We start from the raw sequence: 16088 nt of genomic DNA on the forward strand, positions 1-16088 counted from the left end.
CTTTTCACATCATTACACTAAACTAAATATTAGCCAAGCGGTATAAAATTCGGCGAGTCAAGTTCAGCACTTTAATACCAACAGCTTTAATTCTCCAAACAATTTGCAGATCAGAAAGCACATTGACTTAATACAGCTTGGCTAATCCACCTTGACGATACGGAAGTGTTACTCGAGGATAAATTCAGATTATTGCACTCACCTCTCAAACGGCACAGCATTGAATTTACTAAGCTATACCTTCGTGGTCACACCACCCAAGTGCAGTGTTTAGCTATGCTGATAACGCACCAAAGATTGTGCAATTTTGTACAAGACTTTTTGAGTGAAGACAGATACGCTTTTCATCAATAGGGGAGAGAATTATGCAACACTCAAAGTTTAGTTTTCACCGTGAACTCGGTGGCCTAGAAGTACTACACAACATTGATAAGCAGGAAGACTTTGGTAGACATAGCCACAGCGGCTATACGCTTGCCCTAGTGGATAGTGGTGCGCAACGATTCTACCGCAGCGGCGGTGAACACTTAGCGAGTCAGCATAGTGTCATTTTGATTAATGCAGAGCAGGTGCACGACTGCAAAAAGGCATCCCAAGATAAGTCTTCGTACCGCTCACTCTACCCAACACCTGAACTATTTAATCAGCTTCTTGGTGATGGCAAGGCAATGGCTCCTTTTTTTCATGATGCAGTGGTACACGACCGAGCGCTTGCGGCACTCATGAATACCACTTTTAACGTCCTAGAATGTGATACCAGCGTACTTGAAAAGCAGTCTCAACTTATTACTCTGCTATCTTATCTAAGCAATAAGCAAGGCAAAGTCACATTCGATAGAAAAATCCCTTCGGTGAAGCAGCGAATTACCACAGCACGCCATTTTCTTTTGGATAATTTATTTGAAGATGTATCACTGGACTCGTTAGCGAGCCTTGTCGGCATGAGTCCCTTTTACTTTATTCGCGTGTTTAAGGCCCACACTGGCCTCACTCCCCATGCCTTTCAAATACAACACCGGCTTAATCATGCCAAGGCATTACTGCGCAATGGCAAAAGTGTCTCCCATGCAGCATTAAGCGTAGGCTTTTATGACCAAAGCCACTTCAACCGTCATTTTAAAAAGAATATGGGGATCACTCCCAGTCAATATAGCAAGGCTTGTTAATATGAAGGTCGCAGTATGCAAAGGCTTTTGGGATATGTTGCCATTAAATCTCGCCGTACTTCCTTGGGGGATATTGTGTGGCTCCCTTGCTGTACAAAACGGCTTTACACCGCTCGAGGCACAGTTAATGTCGTTACTGGTTTTTGCAGGCTCGGCGCAGTTAGTGGCAATAGAGCTTATTGCCAAAGACACGGCGCTTATCACCTTGCTTGCGACTACCTTTATTATTAGCGCGAGACATTTACTCTATGGCCTTGCTATCCGCAACAAAATGATAGATAAGCCCCTTAAATGGCGTGGCCCGATTGCGTTTTTTCTCACTGACGAATTGTTTGCATTTTCCCATCACCATCGTGCCTATCAAGGCAAACTTCGGCTAGTGTATGCGCTCATCGCAGGTGGTAGCTTTTATGTTGCATGGAATCTGTGGACGCTCATTGGTATTGTTGCAGGTCAGTTTTTACCTGACTTGACCAACCTTGGCTTAGACTTCGCGATTGCGGCGATATTTATTGCTTTAGTGGTCCCGAGTATTAACGCATTACCCGTGCTATGTGCTTGTTTAACGTCGGCCGTAACTATCCTAGTGTTCAAACTGATCCATTTTGAATTTGGCTTAATCGCCTCAGCACTGCTCGGAATGTCGGTGGGATATGTGCTACAAAGTAAAAAGGAGCGTGTATGATCACTACTATTTTGGCCATGGCTTGCGTCACGTTTGCAACTCGATATTTATTTCTGGCAAAACAACTGCCTTTTACTATCGGTCCTAAACTACAGCGCTTTTTAAGTTTTAGCGCCCCTTGCGTACTGACTGCCATTTGGGTACCCATTGTATTTATTCAGGACAAGCAACTTGCCATCACACCAAGCAATCCCTATTTGGTCGCCGCAACGGTCGCGGTAATACTGGCGTTTCGCTTTAAAAACCTCTATGTCACCACGTTTGGGAGCTTAGCTGTGTTTTACTTGCTGTACTAAATGTGAAATGGTTACGGCCGTTGGATTAAACCCTAAACGCATGAGTGCCGTTTCATCCTCTGCTGTACTCACGCAAACTAAAGGGCGCTGGTTTAGCGCTTCGAAGCGCCCTGTCACATGGGCTTCACGGCCAATTGCAGCAAGTGGAAATACCATATCACCTTGTTCAACTTCGATATTTACATCTAGGCCATTTGCTATTCGCAGCGTCATCCAACAACCTAATTTTCTGCAAACATGAGTGACCACCCCTTTTACGGTCACAAGGTTTGTTGTGTAGTCATTGAGATTTGGCAAGATGTGCTCTGCCTCGACTAACTTAGACATGTCTGCACCACCGGCAAATTCAAGCGGACTTGAAAAGCTAAACCGAGAAAATACCGCCAAAGAGAGTGCTGTTAGTTTTATCGTATCCTTCATCATTGCGACTCCATAGCTTTTATCACTATTACCTCATCAATTGCTTACTCCTATAAAAAGTTATGGAGCATCAATCATATAGCTATATAAAAGTACAATTTGCAACTAAAATCAACACAAAAGTTAATAAAAAGTAAACTTAGAAATTAAATGTTTTTGAAATTGACGCCACAAATGTAGAATCTGCATAGGAATCAATATCATTGCTTTCATAACCCAATGAAAAAGACCAAGTACTAATCGAGTAAGTTCCAGTTAGATGCCAGTGGGTATAGTCATCATCACCCGACTCCCATTCGTATTTATCACTATCAAAGCTCATTGAATGGTCTACCCCGAGCGTCAGTGACCACCGCTCTGTGATTGGGATACTATGCGTGAGCATCACTATCCCGTGAGCAGCCCCTGTTCCAAAATAATCCCATGCATACCAAAAGTCTAAATTTGTCTGGCCGTAATTAAACTTTGCAAAGGCTTCTGCATAGTTGTAATCAGAACTCACATCATCACCATGGTAGGTATATTGCGAGAGGCCAACATCAAGCTTTAATTTTTCAGTTAGCGAAAATTTGTAGCCACCGTACAGATCTCCTTCTAAATCCGTACCATCGCCAAAATCTACTTTAGACACCCAGCCTCCAGCATACCAACCGCTTTTTCCAAACCAATCTAGACTAACTTGAAGCGCTTCGTCTTCCTTAGTTTGACTTACGCCGTTAAATAAATAGTCGGAAGCCAATGTGACGGTAGAGGATGTTGTCGCATTGACGAACAGTGGAGTAAACAACAATGGCAGCAGCCAGGATTTTTTCATCTTTGAAATCACTTTTTAATTAGAGTCATCTCAAGCATAGACCAGTTTTATTGATCTATATCCATTTACAACCCGCCTTACAAAGATGATAATAAGAATGATTTTTAATTAAGGAGTCAATATGAAAACCTCTCTTTCTGCCACATTGCTTAGCCTCGGTGCCTTTCTTTTTTCTCATGCCGCATTAGCAAATGAATGTGAACTCAGCATCGAAGCTAATGACATGATGCAGTTTTCTAAAAAATCACTCAGTGCACCATCTAGCTGTAAAGAAATTTCAGTTACGTTAAAACATACAGGGAAACTGGCGGCAACAACCATGGGCCATAACTGGGTGTTGAGCAAAGCAGCTGATGTTCAAGCCGTTGCGACCGATGGTATGTCAGCCGGCGCAAATAACAGCTATGTAAAACCAAACGATAGCCGCGTTTTAGCTGTATCTAAGGTAATTGGCGGTGGCGAACAAACCACAGTGACTTTTTCTACAGAGCAGCTAAAGAAAGATGAAAGCTATAAGTTTTTCTGCTCTTTCCCTGGCCATTTCGCGATTATGCAAGGTACGTTTACACTTAGCTAGAAATACTTAATAGCAGGGAATAAACCGTGAATTTCTACAGTTTCGCAGTGTCACCCTGCTAATACCGTATCACTCACTTCTCTAATTTGAGACAATTATTACTCAAGCCTTGAAGAATATCCCTATAATCATTACAATCAATTGCAAACAATAATGATTATCACCATCATGAGCTTTTTCTCAATTATACCGTTTTGGTTTGCCGCCGTATTGCTCTATCTGGCAAGTCCAAAACAACGATTTTTGGCTACACCTATTAGTAAACTCGCGGCATACCCTGTAGCCATTCTACTAAATTTATCAGGCCTTGTTATTTTAACTGTGCAGTACCCTTTGGTCTCTGCAATGTTAGCAGCACTTGTTATCTTTATGTTTAGCTTAGTTTCAGTGACTTTGTTAAGTGGATACCCAATTAAACGCTTCTATCTCAGTTCAACGTTGGTCTTCTTATTATCTCTATTTGTAGGGGGAATAAGTTATGTGGCCTAAAACCTTACTTGGGTTTTCGTTGGGATTATTGCTGTCTATCTCCTTGGTGCTAAATCTCAATTTGCTATTACCATTTTCTGAATCGGCAAAACTCATGCTGGGTCTGATCTTGGCCTTTCCTATTTGGGCGGGCATTATCGTTTGGGGCTACGGATTTCCAAGTGCCAAAGCCGCTTGCAAGCCACTATTTGCCATTTTTATCCCTTCACTACTATTAAATACAGCATTACTGTTAATGAGATAAATAATGAAAAATCAAACACTAAAATCATTAACCGAAGCACACGCCTGGATTGGACTCATTATTTCAACGGTATTATTCATCGTTTTTATCACAGGCTCGCTTAGCTTATTTAGAGATAATATTCGGGGCTGGGAGCGTGCACCTCTGGCTGTACAATCAAACGAGTCAATAACTACAATTTCCTATGATAAAGCCATAAACTCTATCCAACAACAATACGATGTTGATACCGATCATGGTTTTTTTATGCGAGAGCCAACGCCTCATAACCCGTTTATTGAAGTATATTTCGCAACCCACTTAGACCAGCCCCACCCGATCACCGGGGAGGATCATCAGGACCAACATCTGTTGATATCACCGCAATCTGGTGAGGTACTTGCTGATGCCGATAAGTTTGAGTTTTCGACATTGCTTTTTGAACTTCACTTCGATTTGGGGTTAGGCAGGCCTGGGCTCTACTTCGTTGGTGTCATTACGTTATTTTTCTTCGTTGCTATACTAAGTGGTGTTGTGATCCATTGGCGCAAAATTGCTAAAAACTTCTTTCAATATCGCGCCGAAGGTAAAAAAGACAAATGGCTAGATGCTCATAACTTGATTGGCACAATGGGTCTGCCTTTTCACATTATGTATGCCTTTACAGGGCTTGTTTTCAACCTCGTTATTATTTATCAAATTTCATACGCCGTGCTGCTCTATGGCGGTGACCAAACTGCATTACTGCAAGCGGCTGGATTTAACGAGCCAAAAATTGAGGCAATAAACGAAGCACAGCCGATGCAAGGCATCGATCAACTAAGAGCTCAAGCACAAGCTAAACTTGGAGATGTAACCTTCACTATGGTTGAAATTAGTCACTTTGGTGACGAGAATGCAGTGGTAGGCTTTACAGCAAAAAGCAATGATGCTTTCTCTAATATTAAAGAAATTCAATATAAGCTAAGTGACAGTTCACAAGTTTATCTCACAGAAAACAACTATGATAATGCGGTACGAGCGGGGCTATCTACCATTGCAAGTCTACACTTTGGTGATTTTGCTGGATATGGCATGCGACTGGCGTTTCTATGCCTTGGACTTGCAACCGCCTACTTAATTGTTACTGGCAATTTAATGTGGATTGACAAGCGTGCGAAGCAGAAAAAGCAAAGTCCTAAAAGCCTAATGTTTGTTAAAAGACTGACCAGTGGCAGTTTTATTGGGGTAATTTTAGCGGTAGCTGTTGGCTTTGCATTAACCACTTTACTTCCAGTAACACATACCGACAAATTAGAAACAGTAAAGTCCTCTATGTATATGGCCTTTTTCTTCTCCCTGATAAGTAGTCAATTTGCCAAAGATGTTTTGTCCTTTAGCAAGGTGTTATTAGGGCTAAGTGGTATTAGCTATTGCTTAAGTTTAGTGATGAATTTGGCCTACTTCGGTAATCAATACAGCTTATTACCGCTGCAAACTAAAGTAGACTTCGCGATTGTGATTGGACTGATAGCACTAATGGCCTTGATTTGTTGGAAAACCGTGTCACGGATCAACGCCGCAGCGCAAGCCACAAGCGCTGCTTCGTCAGAACAAACTTCGCCCCAAACTGCGAACTAATACTAATTCAATTAATTCTCTAATCAATTTGAAGGGTGAAATCACATATTAGCTTCGTTAAAGATTTCTCATTTAGAACAACTAAATAGCAAAATTTCTATCTTGCCTATATGGATGTAACCTTTGCGGTAGTTGGACGCGAGAGTGGCGCTACTAAAGCCATTTCCCTGCTTAAAAACTGGTATAAAAAAGCGGGCTGACATAGCCCGCTTTGCCTTACTCTCACAGGGAAACAATGTGAAATTAAAACTCAGTCTTAAATCTTAAGTAGTACTCACGGCCTAGATATAAAGACGAGTGAATGGGATCTGCGTTATTTCCATTACCCGTCGCAAAAGGCGGCGCTTCATCCAATAGATTGTTAACGCCTAGCGTAATTTGAGTATCAACAGAATCTAAATGGTAGGTGACTTGAGCATTATGTGTCAGCGTGCTATCAACGGTATTGGTAAAGTTAACGATTTGGTCGCCTTGTTTAACCGATACTTCTTCTAACATCGAATCGATGTAGTAACTTTGCCAACTTGCGCTAAAGTCGTCATGCTGCCAGTTAAGTGCAAAGTTAACTCTGTGCTCAGGCACCGCCATTTGGCCATTAACGCGCTGTCCAGCTCGATCTTTGGTTGCCAGGCCCGGTTCAATAACTTCATGTTTACTCACAAATGACCAGTTGAGTGCGGTACTCAAATCACCAAATGAAAACTGCCCGATGTCAAAACGAACTTCAGCGTCTATCCCTTGACGATTTAACGCATTGAGGTTTTCATTAAACACATCAACGCCGGTGATCACCCCCTGAAACTCACCAGATTGAACGCGATGTACAGAGTCGCAGTACAAACCACTATTCATACATTCACTCAATTTAGTCACCGCGCTAATGTTCCCAATGGCATCTTTTAATTGGATGTCATAAAAATCTAAGGTGATTGAACCGTTAGTAAGCCAGCTCGGCTGATAAATCACCCCAAGTGTTTTGCTCGTCGCGGTTTCAGGTTCCAGTTCCGTGTTACCGCCAGTATTGGTTCTGATCTGCCCGATCGTTTCTCGGTAACTACCATCATCGGGAACGCCTGTGCTGACACAGTTTTGGTTTGGATTTGCTACGGCACAAGGATCGTCGCCATTTTCAAAGCCAGGTAACCTTCCTTTATAAAGTTCCACCACATTAGGCGCTCTAAATGCTTGTGACCAAGTCCCTCTAAAACTCAACTGCTCATTCAACGCCCAAAATACGCCCACTTTTGAATTGGTAGTCGAGCCAAACGTATCAAAGTCTGAATATCGAGTCGCGAGGTTTAACTCTAAACTCTGCGCCCAATCATGGTCTGATAATAGTGGCACAACGGCTTCTAGATAAGCTTCATTGAGTGAATATTCGCCGCCCGTTGGTCTACCTAACCCGTCCGTGACTAAAATATTAATAGAAACGGCATCTGTTTGATTGCGCGCCTCAACCTTTTGATTTTCTATGCCAAAAGACACACCTAGGTCGCCCGCAGGCAAACTCGCCACGACACCACTTACATTCGCGCTGGCGATTTTAATTTGGTTATGACCTTGCTGGATCCCCGGCCAATCACCAGAGAGATAATTTAGCATGTCCTCGGAGATCTCAGAGTCGGTACCCGGTTGACCAAAGATATTAAGCGGCACACAACCCGCAATTAGCGCATCCGGTGTAGCACCACAGCGCAGCACGCCTTGCTCATCAAAATGAGTAGGACCAACCGCATTTTTAGCCGCTGGCCAATTGAATATACCGGTTTTTAGTCGTTTGTTTGAGTTGCGACCAAAATTGTAGGCAAGCTCCCAGCTCCAATCTGCATTAAAATCACCTGAGAGCGCCATCACAATTCGGTATTGGCTGTTTTCTACATGGTTCATACGGCCATTGGTTTCTACCATTCTGCGGCGCCAGTCGTTGATGGCATAAGGATTACCATCTTTATCTTTCGGACCGAATTGCTGGTTGTAGTAGTTATCAGGAGAGTAAGTAAAATCTAAATACCCACCCCAAACTGGAACTAATGGCTGAGGCGCACCATTGGTTGTGGATTTTCGATGTGAATAAAGCGCCTCAAAATTGAATACCACGTCATCCGAAAACTTCAAATTGCCAAGATCATACTCGCCAAATGCACTCATGCTATAGCGTTCAAAAGGCGTTTGCAGCAAGCTCGGCTCTTGGTAATTGTATAAGTCATTTTGCGCAAGCGACGCATCGGAGATAGTTTCACGCCACTCGCCATATTCAGGGCCTCGGGTAACAAATATTTCCTTGCCGTTTTCATCCGTGACTTTCAGGTTACTCCAAGGCATTGCGGAGCTACCGCCTTGACCGTAACTGCCATCGGGGTTGAGGGTTAAATCATAACGACTAAAATCTCTGTCGCCGGCATACACTTCTTGTTTTTCATCGTAGCTGGCACTCACCATAAAGCGCCCTTTATCACCAACAATGCCTGTTACGAGTTCCAAAGAAGTCGTATCAGCATCGCCTTCAGCGGATTGACCTATGGAGCCACTGACCTCAAAAATATCGCCCGTTTGGCGAGTAATAATGTTTACAACACCAGACACCGCATCAGAGCCGTAAATAGAAGAAGCACCGTCCAATAAAATTTCAACACGTTCAATAATCGCAGTAGGGATAGCACTAAGATCAACTGCAGCATCCGCGCCATTTCCCCCATTTGGTAAGCGACGGCCATTTAGCAAGACCAATGTGCGCTGCGCGCCTAAACCGCGCAAGTCAAAGTTTGTCACGCCCGACGTATTTTCATTTTGTGAAGCATTAGGAGCACTGGCTGACACCGTCAGATTTTGCAGCATATCACCAATATTTTTAAATCCGGTTTGCTCAATATCCGCTCTAGATATTGTGGTTACCGCACCGGGTTTACTTAGGTTTGCCCGCGCAATACGCGACCCCGTCACCATGATCTTCTCAACAGGTTCCGACGCTGCTTCTTCGGCAAACACTGGGGCCGTCCACACCATAGCGCCCGAACCACACAAGCTGGCGATTGCCAACGCCAAAGTCGTTTTTTGTTTTGTTATTGTCATAACGGTTTCCTTTGTAACGTTCCAAATTATAATCAGACGCTGACGATAGAAAGTTTCTTATTATCACCACAGGGAATGAAATAGGTTATTTATTGCGCCTTTTTATACTGATAACACAATTAAAACGTTCCAACAAACAATTCTAGACGATTTGCGCAATATTTATTTACTTTTATTGAATATTCAAGCACCTAATAAAAAGTCATGTGATCAGTCAGATTTGGCGTGTTCACTATCCCGAGATCCACAAATGTCACCTCTTTCTTGGTGTTCAATATTGACCTTTAAGGCCACCGAAATCTGGTAAAAAGCACTTACCGGGACTACCTTTATCTAGGGTTTATTGGTCTTTGCGATTTGATTTTTGTTCCTCTGAGCGTGTTTTGCTCGCGGTGTACAACTTGCCCTATATACACATCAATCATACTGCTGCAAAAACAAACTTGAGAGATCAACAGGCCCTAGCAATCTTCCGTCATCGAACAAACAAGGATCTCCCATGGATAAGAAGCAAAACACACCATCGATTTGCCCTTTCGCACATGGTGCAAATACGTCGTCAGAGCATAGCGAGCACCAGTGGTGGCCAAATAGCCTGAACCTAGACATATTGCATCAGCACGATACGAAAACCGATCCGATGGATGCCAATTTTGATTACAAAGGCGCCTTTAACAGCCTTGATTATCCCGCCCTTAAAAAAGATCTCGAGCAACTTATGACAGACTCTCAGCCATGGTGGCCCGCCGACTGGGGACACTATGGTGGGTTAATGATCAGAATGGCATGGCATGCTGCGGGCAGTTATCGTGTTGCAGATGGTCGCGGTGGCGCAAACACGGGGAATCAGCGTTTTGCTCCGCTAAACAGTTGGCCGGACAACGGAAACTTAGATAAAGCCCGGCGTTTACTTTGGCCGATCAAAAGAAAGTATGGCAACCAAATTTCATGGGCCGATTTAATCGTGCTGGCAGGCAACGTTGCTTATGAGTCAATGGGATTCAAAACCTTTGGCTTTGCCGGTGGCCGAGAAGATATCTGGCATCCAGAAAAGGATACCTACTGGGGCAGCGAAAAAGAGTGGCTAGCTCCCTCAAATAACCAAAACAGTCGCTATAGCGGTGAACGCGATTTAGAAAATCCGCTTGCCGCTGTGATGATGGGTCTTATCTATGTTAACCCTGAGGGCGTAGATGGTAATCCCGATCCGCTAAAAACAGCTAAAGATATGCGTGTTACCTTCGCTCGAATGGCAATGAACGATGAAGAAACCGTTGCCCTAACCGCTGGCGGACACACGGTGGGTAAAGCGCACGGTAATGGCAATGCCGATGAATTAGGCCCGGAGCCCGAAGGCGCGGACTTGCATGAACAAGGTTTTGGCTGGATGAATCACAGCTCACGTGGCATTGGTTCTAATGCAGTAACCAGCGGGATCGAAGGCGCTTGGACGACGAACCCAACTCAATGGGACAATGGCTACTTCTATTTGCTGTTCACGTACGAATGGGAACAAACCAAAAGCCCTGCGGGCGCGTGGCAATGGCAGCCTATCAATATAAAAGAAGAAGACAAACCAATTGACGCTGAAGATGCATCCAAACGCTGCATGCCGATGATGACAGATGCCGATATGGCGCTGAAAATGGACCCTGCTTATCGTAAAATTTCAGAGAAGTTCTACGCCGATCCCGACTATTTTAACGATGTTTTTGCCAAAGCTTGGTTTAAGCTCACCCACCGCGACCTTGGCCCTAAAAGTCGTTACCTTGGCCCTGAAGTACCCAATGAAGACCTGCTTTGGCAAGATCCAGTCCCCAGCGTTAACTACACCCTAAACGACAGTGAAATTAGCGCCCTCAAGCAACAGATTCTAGCAACCAATGTGACGCTTTCAGAATTAGTAGCCACCGCGTGGGATAGTGCTAGAACGTTTAGATATTCCGATTATAGAGGGGGTGCAAATGGTGCGAGGATCCGCCTAACCCCACAAAAGGATTGGCCTGGAAATGAACCAGAACGTCTAGCGAAAGTGCTCGCGGCATTAGAAGTCGTGCAAAGTAATTTTACGCCTACCATAAGCATGGCTGATTTAATCGTATTGGGTGGCTGTGCTGCTGTTGAACAAGCGGCTAAAAATGCCGGTGTGTCAATCCAAGTGCCTTTTGCCGCTGGACGAGGCGATGCCACAGACGAGCAAACCGACATTGAGTCATTTGATGTATTAGAGCCTGTACATGACGGTTTTCGCAATTGGCAAAAACAGCACTACAGCGTAAAACCAGAAGAAATGCTACTTGATAGAGCACAACTGATGGGCCTCACAGCCAAGGAAATGACCGTATTGATCGGCGGAATGCGCGTGCTAGGCACCAATCACGGGCAAACATCGCATGGCGTATTTACCGATAACGTTGGCACTTTGAGTAATGACTTTTTCGTCAACTTGACCGATATGGCATATCGCTGGGAGCCAAGTGGAGAGAACCTATATGAGATAAAAACACGCGACACGGACACGGTAAAATGGACCGCGACTCGCGTTGATCTCGTCTTTGGTTCTAATTCTATTTTGCGCGCTTACGCCGAAGTGTACGCACAAGATGATAGCAAAGAGAAGTTTGTCCGTGACTTCGTTGAGGTATGGACCAAAGTAATGAATGCAGACCGATTTGACCTAAAATAACCACTTCAATATAAACTTGGGATGTGATTGACTTTTCCGCAGTAAAGTCAATCACATACTAATCCTACATTGGTTTACACAAAACCTTAGTGATTTGCTTGCCATTGATTTTTATCGCTATATGCTAGAAACCAATAATAATAACGAAAGTAGGGAAATTATGTTTAAAAAATCACTCCTAGCATGTGCGTTGATCGCTTCGCTAACGGCATGTAACCAAACCACTCAACAAGTTAATCCACCGCAAACTACTCAAGCTATCTCTGACTTTAAGACGTATTCAGCAGAAACATTTTTTGATACCACAGACATTCAGGGTAACGCGTTTCGCCCTGATGCAAAGAAAATCTTAGTGGCTTCTGATGAGTCGGGTATATTTAACCTCTATGAAGTTGATGTTAAAACAGGCAAAAGAACACAAATAACCGATGCCGCAGACTCAACCTATCCAATTGGATACTTTCCCAACGATCCCCGTATCTTATTCACTCGAGACGGTGGCGGTAATGAACAATTTCATCTCTTTGTCCGTGACCAAAACGGTAACGTAAAAGATCTCACACCGGGAGAAAAGGTCAGAGCCGGTTTTGTCGGTTTCTCTGAGGATAACAAGGCATTTTTCGTGTTAAGTAACCAGCGCGATGAGCGCTTTATGGATCTATATCGCTTTGATGCCAGCACTTACGAAAGTGAACTTATCTATAAAAATGACAAAAACTTAAATGTCCAAAAAATGAGTGAGACAGACCGCTACCTTGCACTTGTCAATGCCCAAGGTAATAAAGACAGCGACCTATTCTTACTCGATTTACACAACCCAGATACCCCACTCGTTGAGATCTCAAATGTGGAGCACGAAGCAAACTTTTTCGCTTCAGCCTTTTCTAAGGACGATAAGTATTTATACTACAGCACAGATGCCCATGGTGAGTTTTCTCAAACTTGGCGCTATGAAATCGCAACGGGTAAACACACGCCTTACATCGTAAAAAATTGGGACGTACGATTTTTGTATTTCTCAGATTCCAACCGTTACCGCGTTGTTGGTGTAAACGAAGACTCTAGTATCAAAGTGACGATCACCGACCTTAAAACTGGCAAGGATATCAATTTACCCAAGCTCCCCGCAGGTAGTATCAACAGTGTTAACTTCTCTGATGACGAAAAGCTGATGGCTTTTTATTTAAATTCAGATACTTCGCCAAATAACCTGTACGTATGGCGGGTTGGCAGTGACGAAGTTAAGCAACTGACCTCAACCTTAAGCGATAAAATCGATACCGACCATTTGGTCGAAAGCACCATCGCTCGCTTTAACAGTTTTGATGGTTTGGAGATCCCAGGAGTACTCTATAAACCAAAGCTAGCGAGTTCAACAAATAAGGTACCGGCGCTTGTATTTGTTCATGGCGGCCCAGGAGGCCAAAGCATGACGGGTTATAGTGCACTTACTCAGCACTTAGTTAACCAAGGATATGCCATTTTTGCCGTAAACAACCGAGGTAGCTCTGGCTATGGTAAAACCTTCTTTCACTTAGACGACAAACGTCATGGTGAAGATGATTTACAAGATATTGTTTGGAGTAAAAAATACCTACAGCAACTGGACTGGGTTGATGCTGATCGCATTGGCATCATGGGCGGAAGCTATGGTGGCTATATGACAGCTGCTGCATTGGCGTTTGAGCCAGAAGAGTTTAAGCTGGGGATAAATATCTTTGGTGTAACTAACTGGGTCAGAACTCTTGAATCTATTCCTGCTTGGTGGGAGGCATATCGCAAGTCACTATATGATGAGCTAGGCGATCCAGCTACCGATAAAGAGCGTTTGCATCGTATATCACCGCTTTTCCATGCTAAAAATATCACTAAACCACTAATGGTGGTGCAAGGTGCAAACGACCCACGTGTACTGCAAGTTGAAAGTGATGAGTTAGTCGAAGCGGTTCGCTCAAACAATGTGCCAGTCAAATACGTCTTATTTGAAGATGAAGGACATGGGTTCTCGAAAAAGGAAAACCGTATTGAGGCCTCTCAAGCCTATCTCGACTTCCTTAAAAAGCACCTCTAACAACTAGGCTACCGGATCCGAGTATCTGACCTTCTATTACTCAGCTCGGATCCGAACGGCTTACTTATGGCCCCCTGTGCGCAAAAATACATCGTGAGATAAGGCTAAATAACCTGAGGTTTGGATAAGGAATGAGCTAACTCATTGTTTTTAATACCACATTAAATTATACCCTTATCTAGCCAATCAGTTTTAGGGATAACAAGGCGAATTTATGCACCAATAGCTGGCTATTGGAAGTGAATTCAACGCAGTTAGCGCTAAAACTGGCTGCTAGAAAGGCATTAATTATCCGAAGCTCAGGTTAAATAGTATAGCTCAGCATGCACTAAGCTCAGCCACTATCCAATCTCGAAACGCCTTTAATTTAGGCCACTCAAAATGGCGTTCAGGTGCAACCAAGTAATACCGATATTCACATAACCATGCAAAGTCGGGATAGATTTCTAATTGGCCAAGCTCTAAAGATTGATTCACTAAACGTCGACGTAACAAAGAAAATCCTTGCCCTGCTACTGTTGCCTGCTGAACTAATGCTGCATTATCAATTTTGAGATTACTGAATGTATGACCGCTCAGATCAAGTTGCTTATTAAGCTCGATCCACGCACGCTCATTATCTCGACCTTCATCATAGATAAAGTTGAGTTTTGATAGCTGTCCTCGCAACGGTTTATTTGGGTCAATTAATCCTGGGCGGTAGGCGAGAACTAACTCGTCCTCAGCGATGAGCTCGCTTTTCAGTCCCGGGTAATTACCAAATCCAAAACGGATCCCAATATCAATACCGTCGTGATTAAAATCGGCGAGTTGCTCGGTTGGATCGATACGTAACTGGTAGTCTGGTAATGCTTTGTTAAAGCTCGCCAATCTTGGTAGAAGCCAACAGGTAGCAAATGAAGGTAAAACTGACAGGTTAATGGTATTTGGATTCGGATCTAATTTTAACGTCGATAGACCCATTTCAACTTGCCCAAAAGCCTTGTGTAAATAAGGTAACAAGTCTTGCCCTTGCTGGGTTAGCAATACCTTCCTTGTTTGCCGCTCGAACAACATGCAACCAAGCTGTTGCTCGAGTGTTCTTATTTGCTGGCTCACTGCAGCTTGAGTCACGAATAAGGCTTCCGCCGCCTGCTTAAAACTACCTAATTCTGCCGCCGTTTTAAAATACCAAAGTCCTTTGAGTGGAGGTGATTTCATTCGCTATCTTACTTAATTAAAACTTAACTATAGGTCAGAATTTCTAGTTTGTCAGTTTTATGAATGCGCACAATACTTAGCAGTGAAATCAGAGACGGAAGGAGTCTTTATCATGAAATACGCAATTATTCTTGCATTTCCTCTAGCAGCACTCGCATCAACATCCGAGCAGGTACAAACTGAAAAAGTATTTACTGATGCGGGATACCCCTACAAAAACTTAATCATGAAAGCCAAAAAAGTTGAGCTTGTTTATTCAGAAGAGCAAAACAAAACGACCTGTCGAGTTAAAGTCTATAGCGGTGATGTACTTCATGAAGGGGAGCCTATGGAGATATCGGCTAAAACGTTTTCAACCGATCCCATCAAAGGTTGTCTTGCCCGACAAAATGCCAAACATATTTTAAGTTTGCTGTAGATCACATGTGTACCTCAGCATCTTTTTTGTACTAAAAGATGATTTGAAATTAGCATTAGCAACTTGCTTCCGGTAGTTGCTAATCGTTATCACTGTGTTGTACGTGTTTGCATAAGTTCGAAAGCATAAACATTTAACAGATGGTTTCAACACAACCAAAGAACAATACACCTGTTAACAAAGAGCACTCAAGTATGCGCTAACTTTCGCTTAAATTGAATCCCTGCTAAGTAGAGTAACTTTAGTACCAGCAATAAAATGTGCATATTCCACTTCGTAACAGAACATAACGCATCAGCACAAAACCCATAATTAATTGATATTAAATAAAAATTATTTTTACCCTTGTCAAAC

Annotated in this window: 14 protein-coding genes; 10 read left to right on the plus strand and 4 right to left on the minus strand. The window is 43.3% G+C overall.

Annotated features, from left to right (window positions below):
* The first annotated feature begins 365 nt into the window (after positions 1-365).
* From L1D50_RS09065 to L1D50_RS09075, 3 genes are read left to right on the plus strand one after another with little or no spacing between them, the layout of a single operon-like run.
* Entirely contained in the window at positions 366-1166 is an 801-nt protein-coding gene (locus L1D50_RS09065; RefSeq protein ID WP_128726220.1) for an AraC family transcriptional regulator, read from the plus strand.
* Position 1167: 1 nt separating this feature from the next.
* Positions 1168-1851 carry an AzlC family ABC transporter permease gene (locus L1D50_RS09070; protein ID WP_010607477.1) on the plus strand — a complete coding sequence of 228 codons (684 nt, stop codon included), beginning with the start codon at positions 1168-1170 and terminating at the stop codon, positions 1849-1851.
* Entirely contained in the window at positions 1848-2147 is a 300-nt protein-coding gene (locus tag L1D50_RS09075) for an AzlD domain-containing protein (protein ID WP_039491726.1), read from the plus strand. The genes L1D50_RS09070 and L1D50_RS09075 overlap by 4 nt, the downstream gene beginning before the upstream one ends.
* On the opposite strand, the gene L1D50_RS09080 is transcribed toward L1D50_RS09075, so the two are convergent.
* Together L1D50_RS09080 and L1D50_RS09085 are read right to left on the minus strand one after the other, a co-directional pair.
* A complete protein-coding gene (locus L1D50_RS09080; RefSeq protein ID WP_128726221.1) occupies positions 2121-2570 on the minus strand; it encodes a DUF4920 domain-containing protein in 450 nt (149 codons plus the stop codon). The two genes, L1D50_RS09075 and L1D50_RS09080, sit on opposite strands and share 27 nt — an antisense overlap.
* Before the next feature lie 136 nt (positions 2571-2706).
* Complete coding sequence (locus L1D50_RS09085; RefSeq protein WP_128726222.1) at positions 2707-3381, minus strand: TorF family putative porin; 675 nt, start codon at positions 3379-3381, stop codon at positions 2707-2709.
* Between the two features lie 121 nt (positions 3382-3502).
* Between L1D50_RS09085 and azu the strand changes: the two genes are divergently transcribed.
* The 4 genes from azu (at position 3503) to L1D50_RS09105 (ending at position 6290) form a co-directional block, all read left to right on the plus strand.
* Positions 3503-3958: an azurin gene (gene azu / locus L1D50_RS09090; protein ID WP_239965919.1), complete on the plus strand. Its 456-nt coding sequence runs from the start codon at positions 3503-3505 to the stop codon at positions 3956-3958.
* A 153-nt stretch (positions 3959-4111) separates the two neighbouring features.
* Entirely contained in the window at positions 4112-4447 is a 336-nt protein-coding gene (locus tag L1D50_RS09095) for a hypothetical protein (RefSeq protein ID WP_128726224.1), read from the plus strand.
* Positions 4437-4691, plus strand: coding sequence for a hypothetical protein (locus L1D50_RS09100; RefSeq protein ID WP_095729233.1), 255 nt, complete (start codon positions 4437-4439; stop codon positions 4689-4691). Before L1D50_RS09095 ends, L1D50_RS09100 begins: the two co-directional genes overlap by 11 nt.
* Before the next feature lie 3 nt (positions 4692-4694).
* Complete coding sequence (locus L1D50_RS09105; protein WP_239965920.1) at positions 4695-6290, plus strand: PepSY-associated TM helix domain-containing protein; 1596 nt, start codon at positions 4695-4697, stop codon at positions 6288-6290.
* 243 nt (positions 6291-6533) lie between these two features.
* On the opposite strand, the gene L1D50_RS09110 is transcribed toward L1D50_RS09105, so the two are convergent.
* Positions 6534-9359 carry a TonB-dependent receptor gene (locus L1D50_RS09110; protein ID WP_239965921.1) on the minus strand — a complete coding sequence of 942 codons (2826 nt, stop codon included), beginning with the start codon at positions 9357-9359 and terminating at the stop codon, positions 6534-6536.
* Positions 9360-9858: 499 nt separating this feature from the next.
* Here L1D50_RS09110 and katG point away from each other — a divergent pair, with 499 nt between their 5' ends.
* Together katG and L1D50_RS09120 are read left to right on the plus strand one after the other, a co-directional pair.
* A complete protein-coding gene (gene katG, locus L1D50_RS09115) occupies positions 9859-12045 on the plus strand; it encodes a catalase/peroxidase HPI (protein WP_239965922.1) in 2187 nt (728 codons plus the stop codon).
* Between the two features lie 160 nt (positions 12046-12205).
* Complete coding sequence (locus L1D50_RS09120) at positions 12206-14116, plus strand: S9 family peptidase (protein ID WP_239965923.1); 1911 nt, start codon at positions 12206-12208, stop codon at positions 14114-14116.
* A gap of 318 nt (positions 14117-14434) precedes the next feature.
* On the opposite strand, the gene L1D50_RS09125 is transcribed toward L1D50_RS09120, so the two are convergent.
* Positions 14435-15316, minus strand: a complete 882-nt coding sequence (locus tag L1D50_RS09125) for a LysR substrate-binding domain-containing protein (RefSeq protein ID WP_128726229.1) — start codon at positions 15314-15316, stop codon at positions 14435-14437.
* A gap of 112 nt (positions 15317-15428) precedes the next feature.
* Here L1D50_RS09125 and L1D50_RS09130 point away from each other — a divergent pair, with 112 nt between their 5' ends.
* The gene (locus L1D50_RS09130) at positions 15429-15734 is read left to right on the plus strand and encodes a hypothetical protein (RefSeq protein ID WP_128726230.1); all 306 of its coding nucleotides are present in this window, start codon (positions 15429-15431) and stop codon (positions 15732-15734) included.
* Positions 15735-16088 lie beyond the last annotated feature (354 nt).

Source organism: Pseudoalteromonas sp. Isolate6 (assembly GCF_022398435.1).
Classification (GTDB): Bacteria; Pseudomonadota; Gammaproteobacteria; order Enterobacterales; family Alteromonadaceae; genus Pseudoalteromonas; species Pseudoalteromonas galatheae.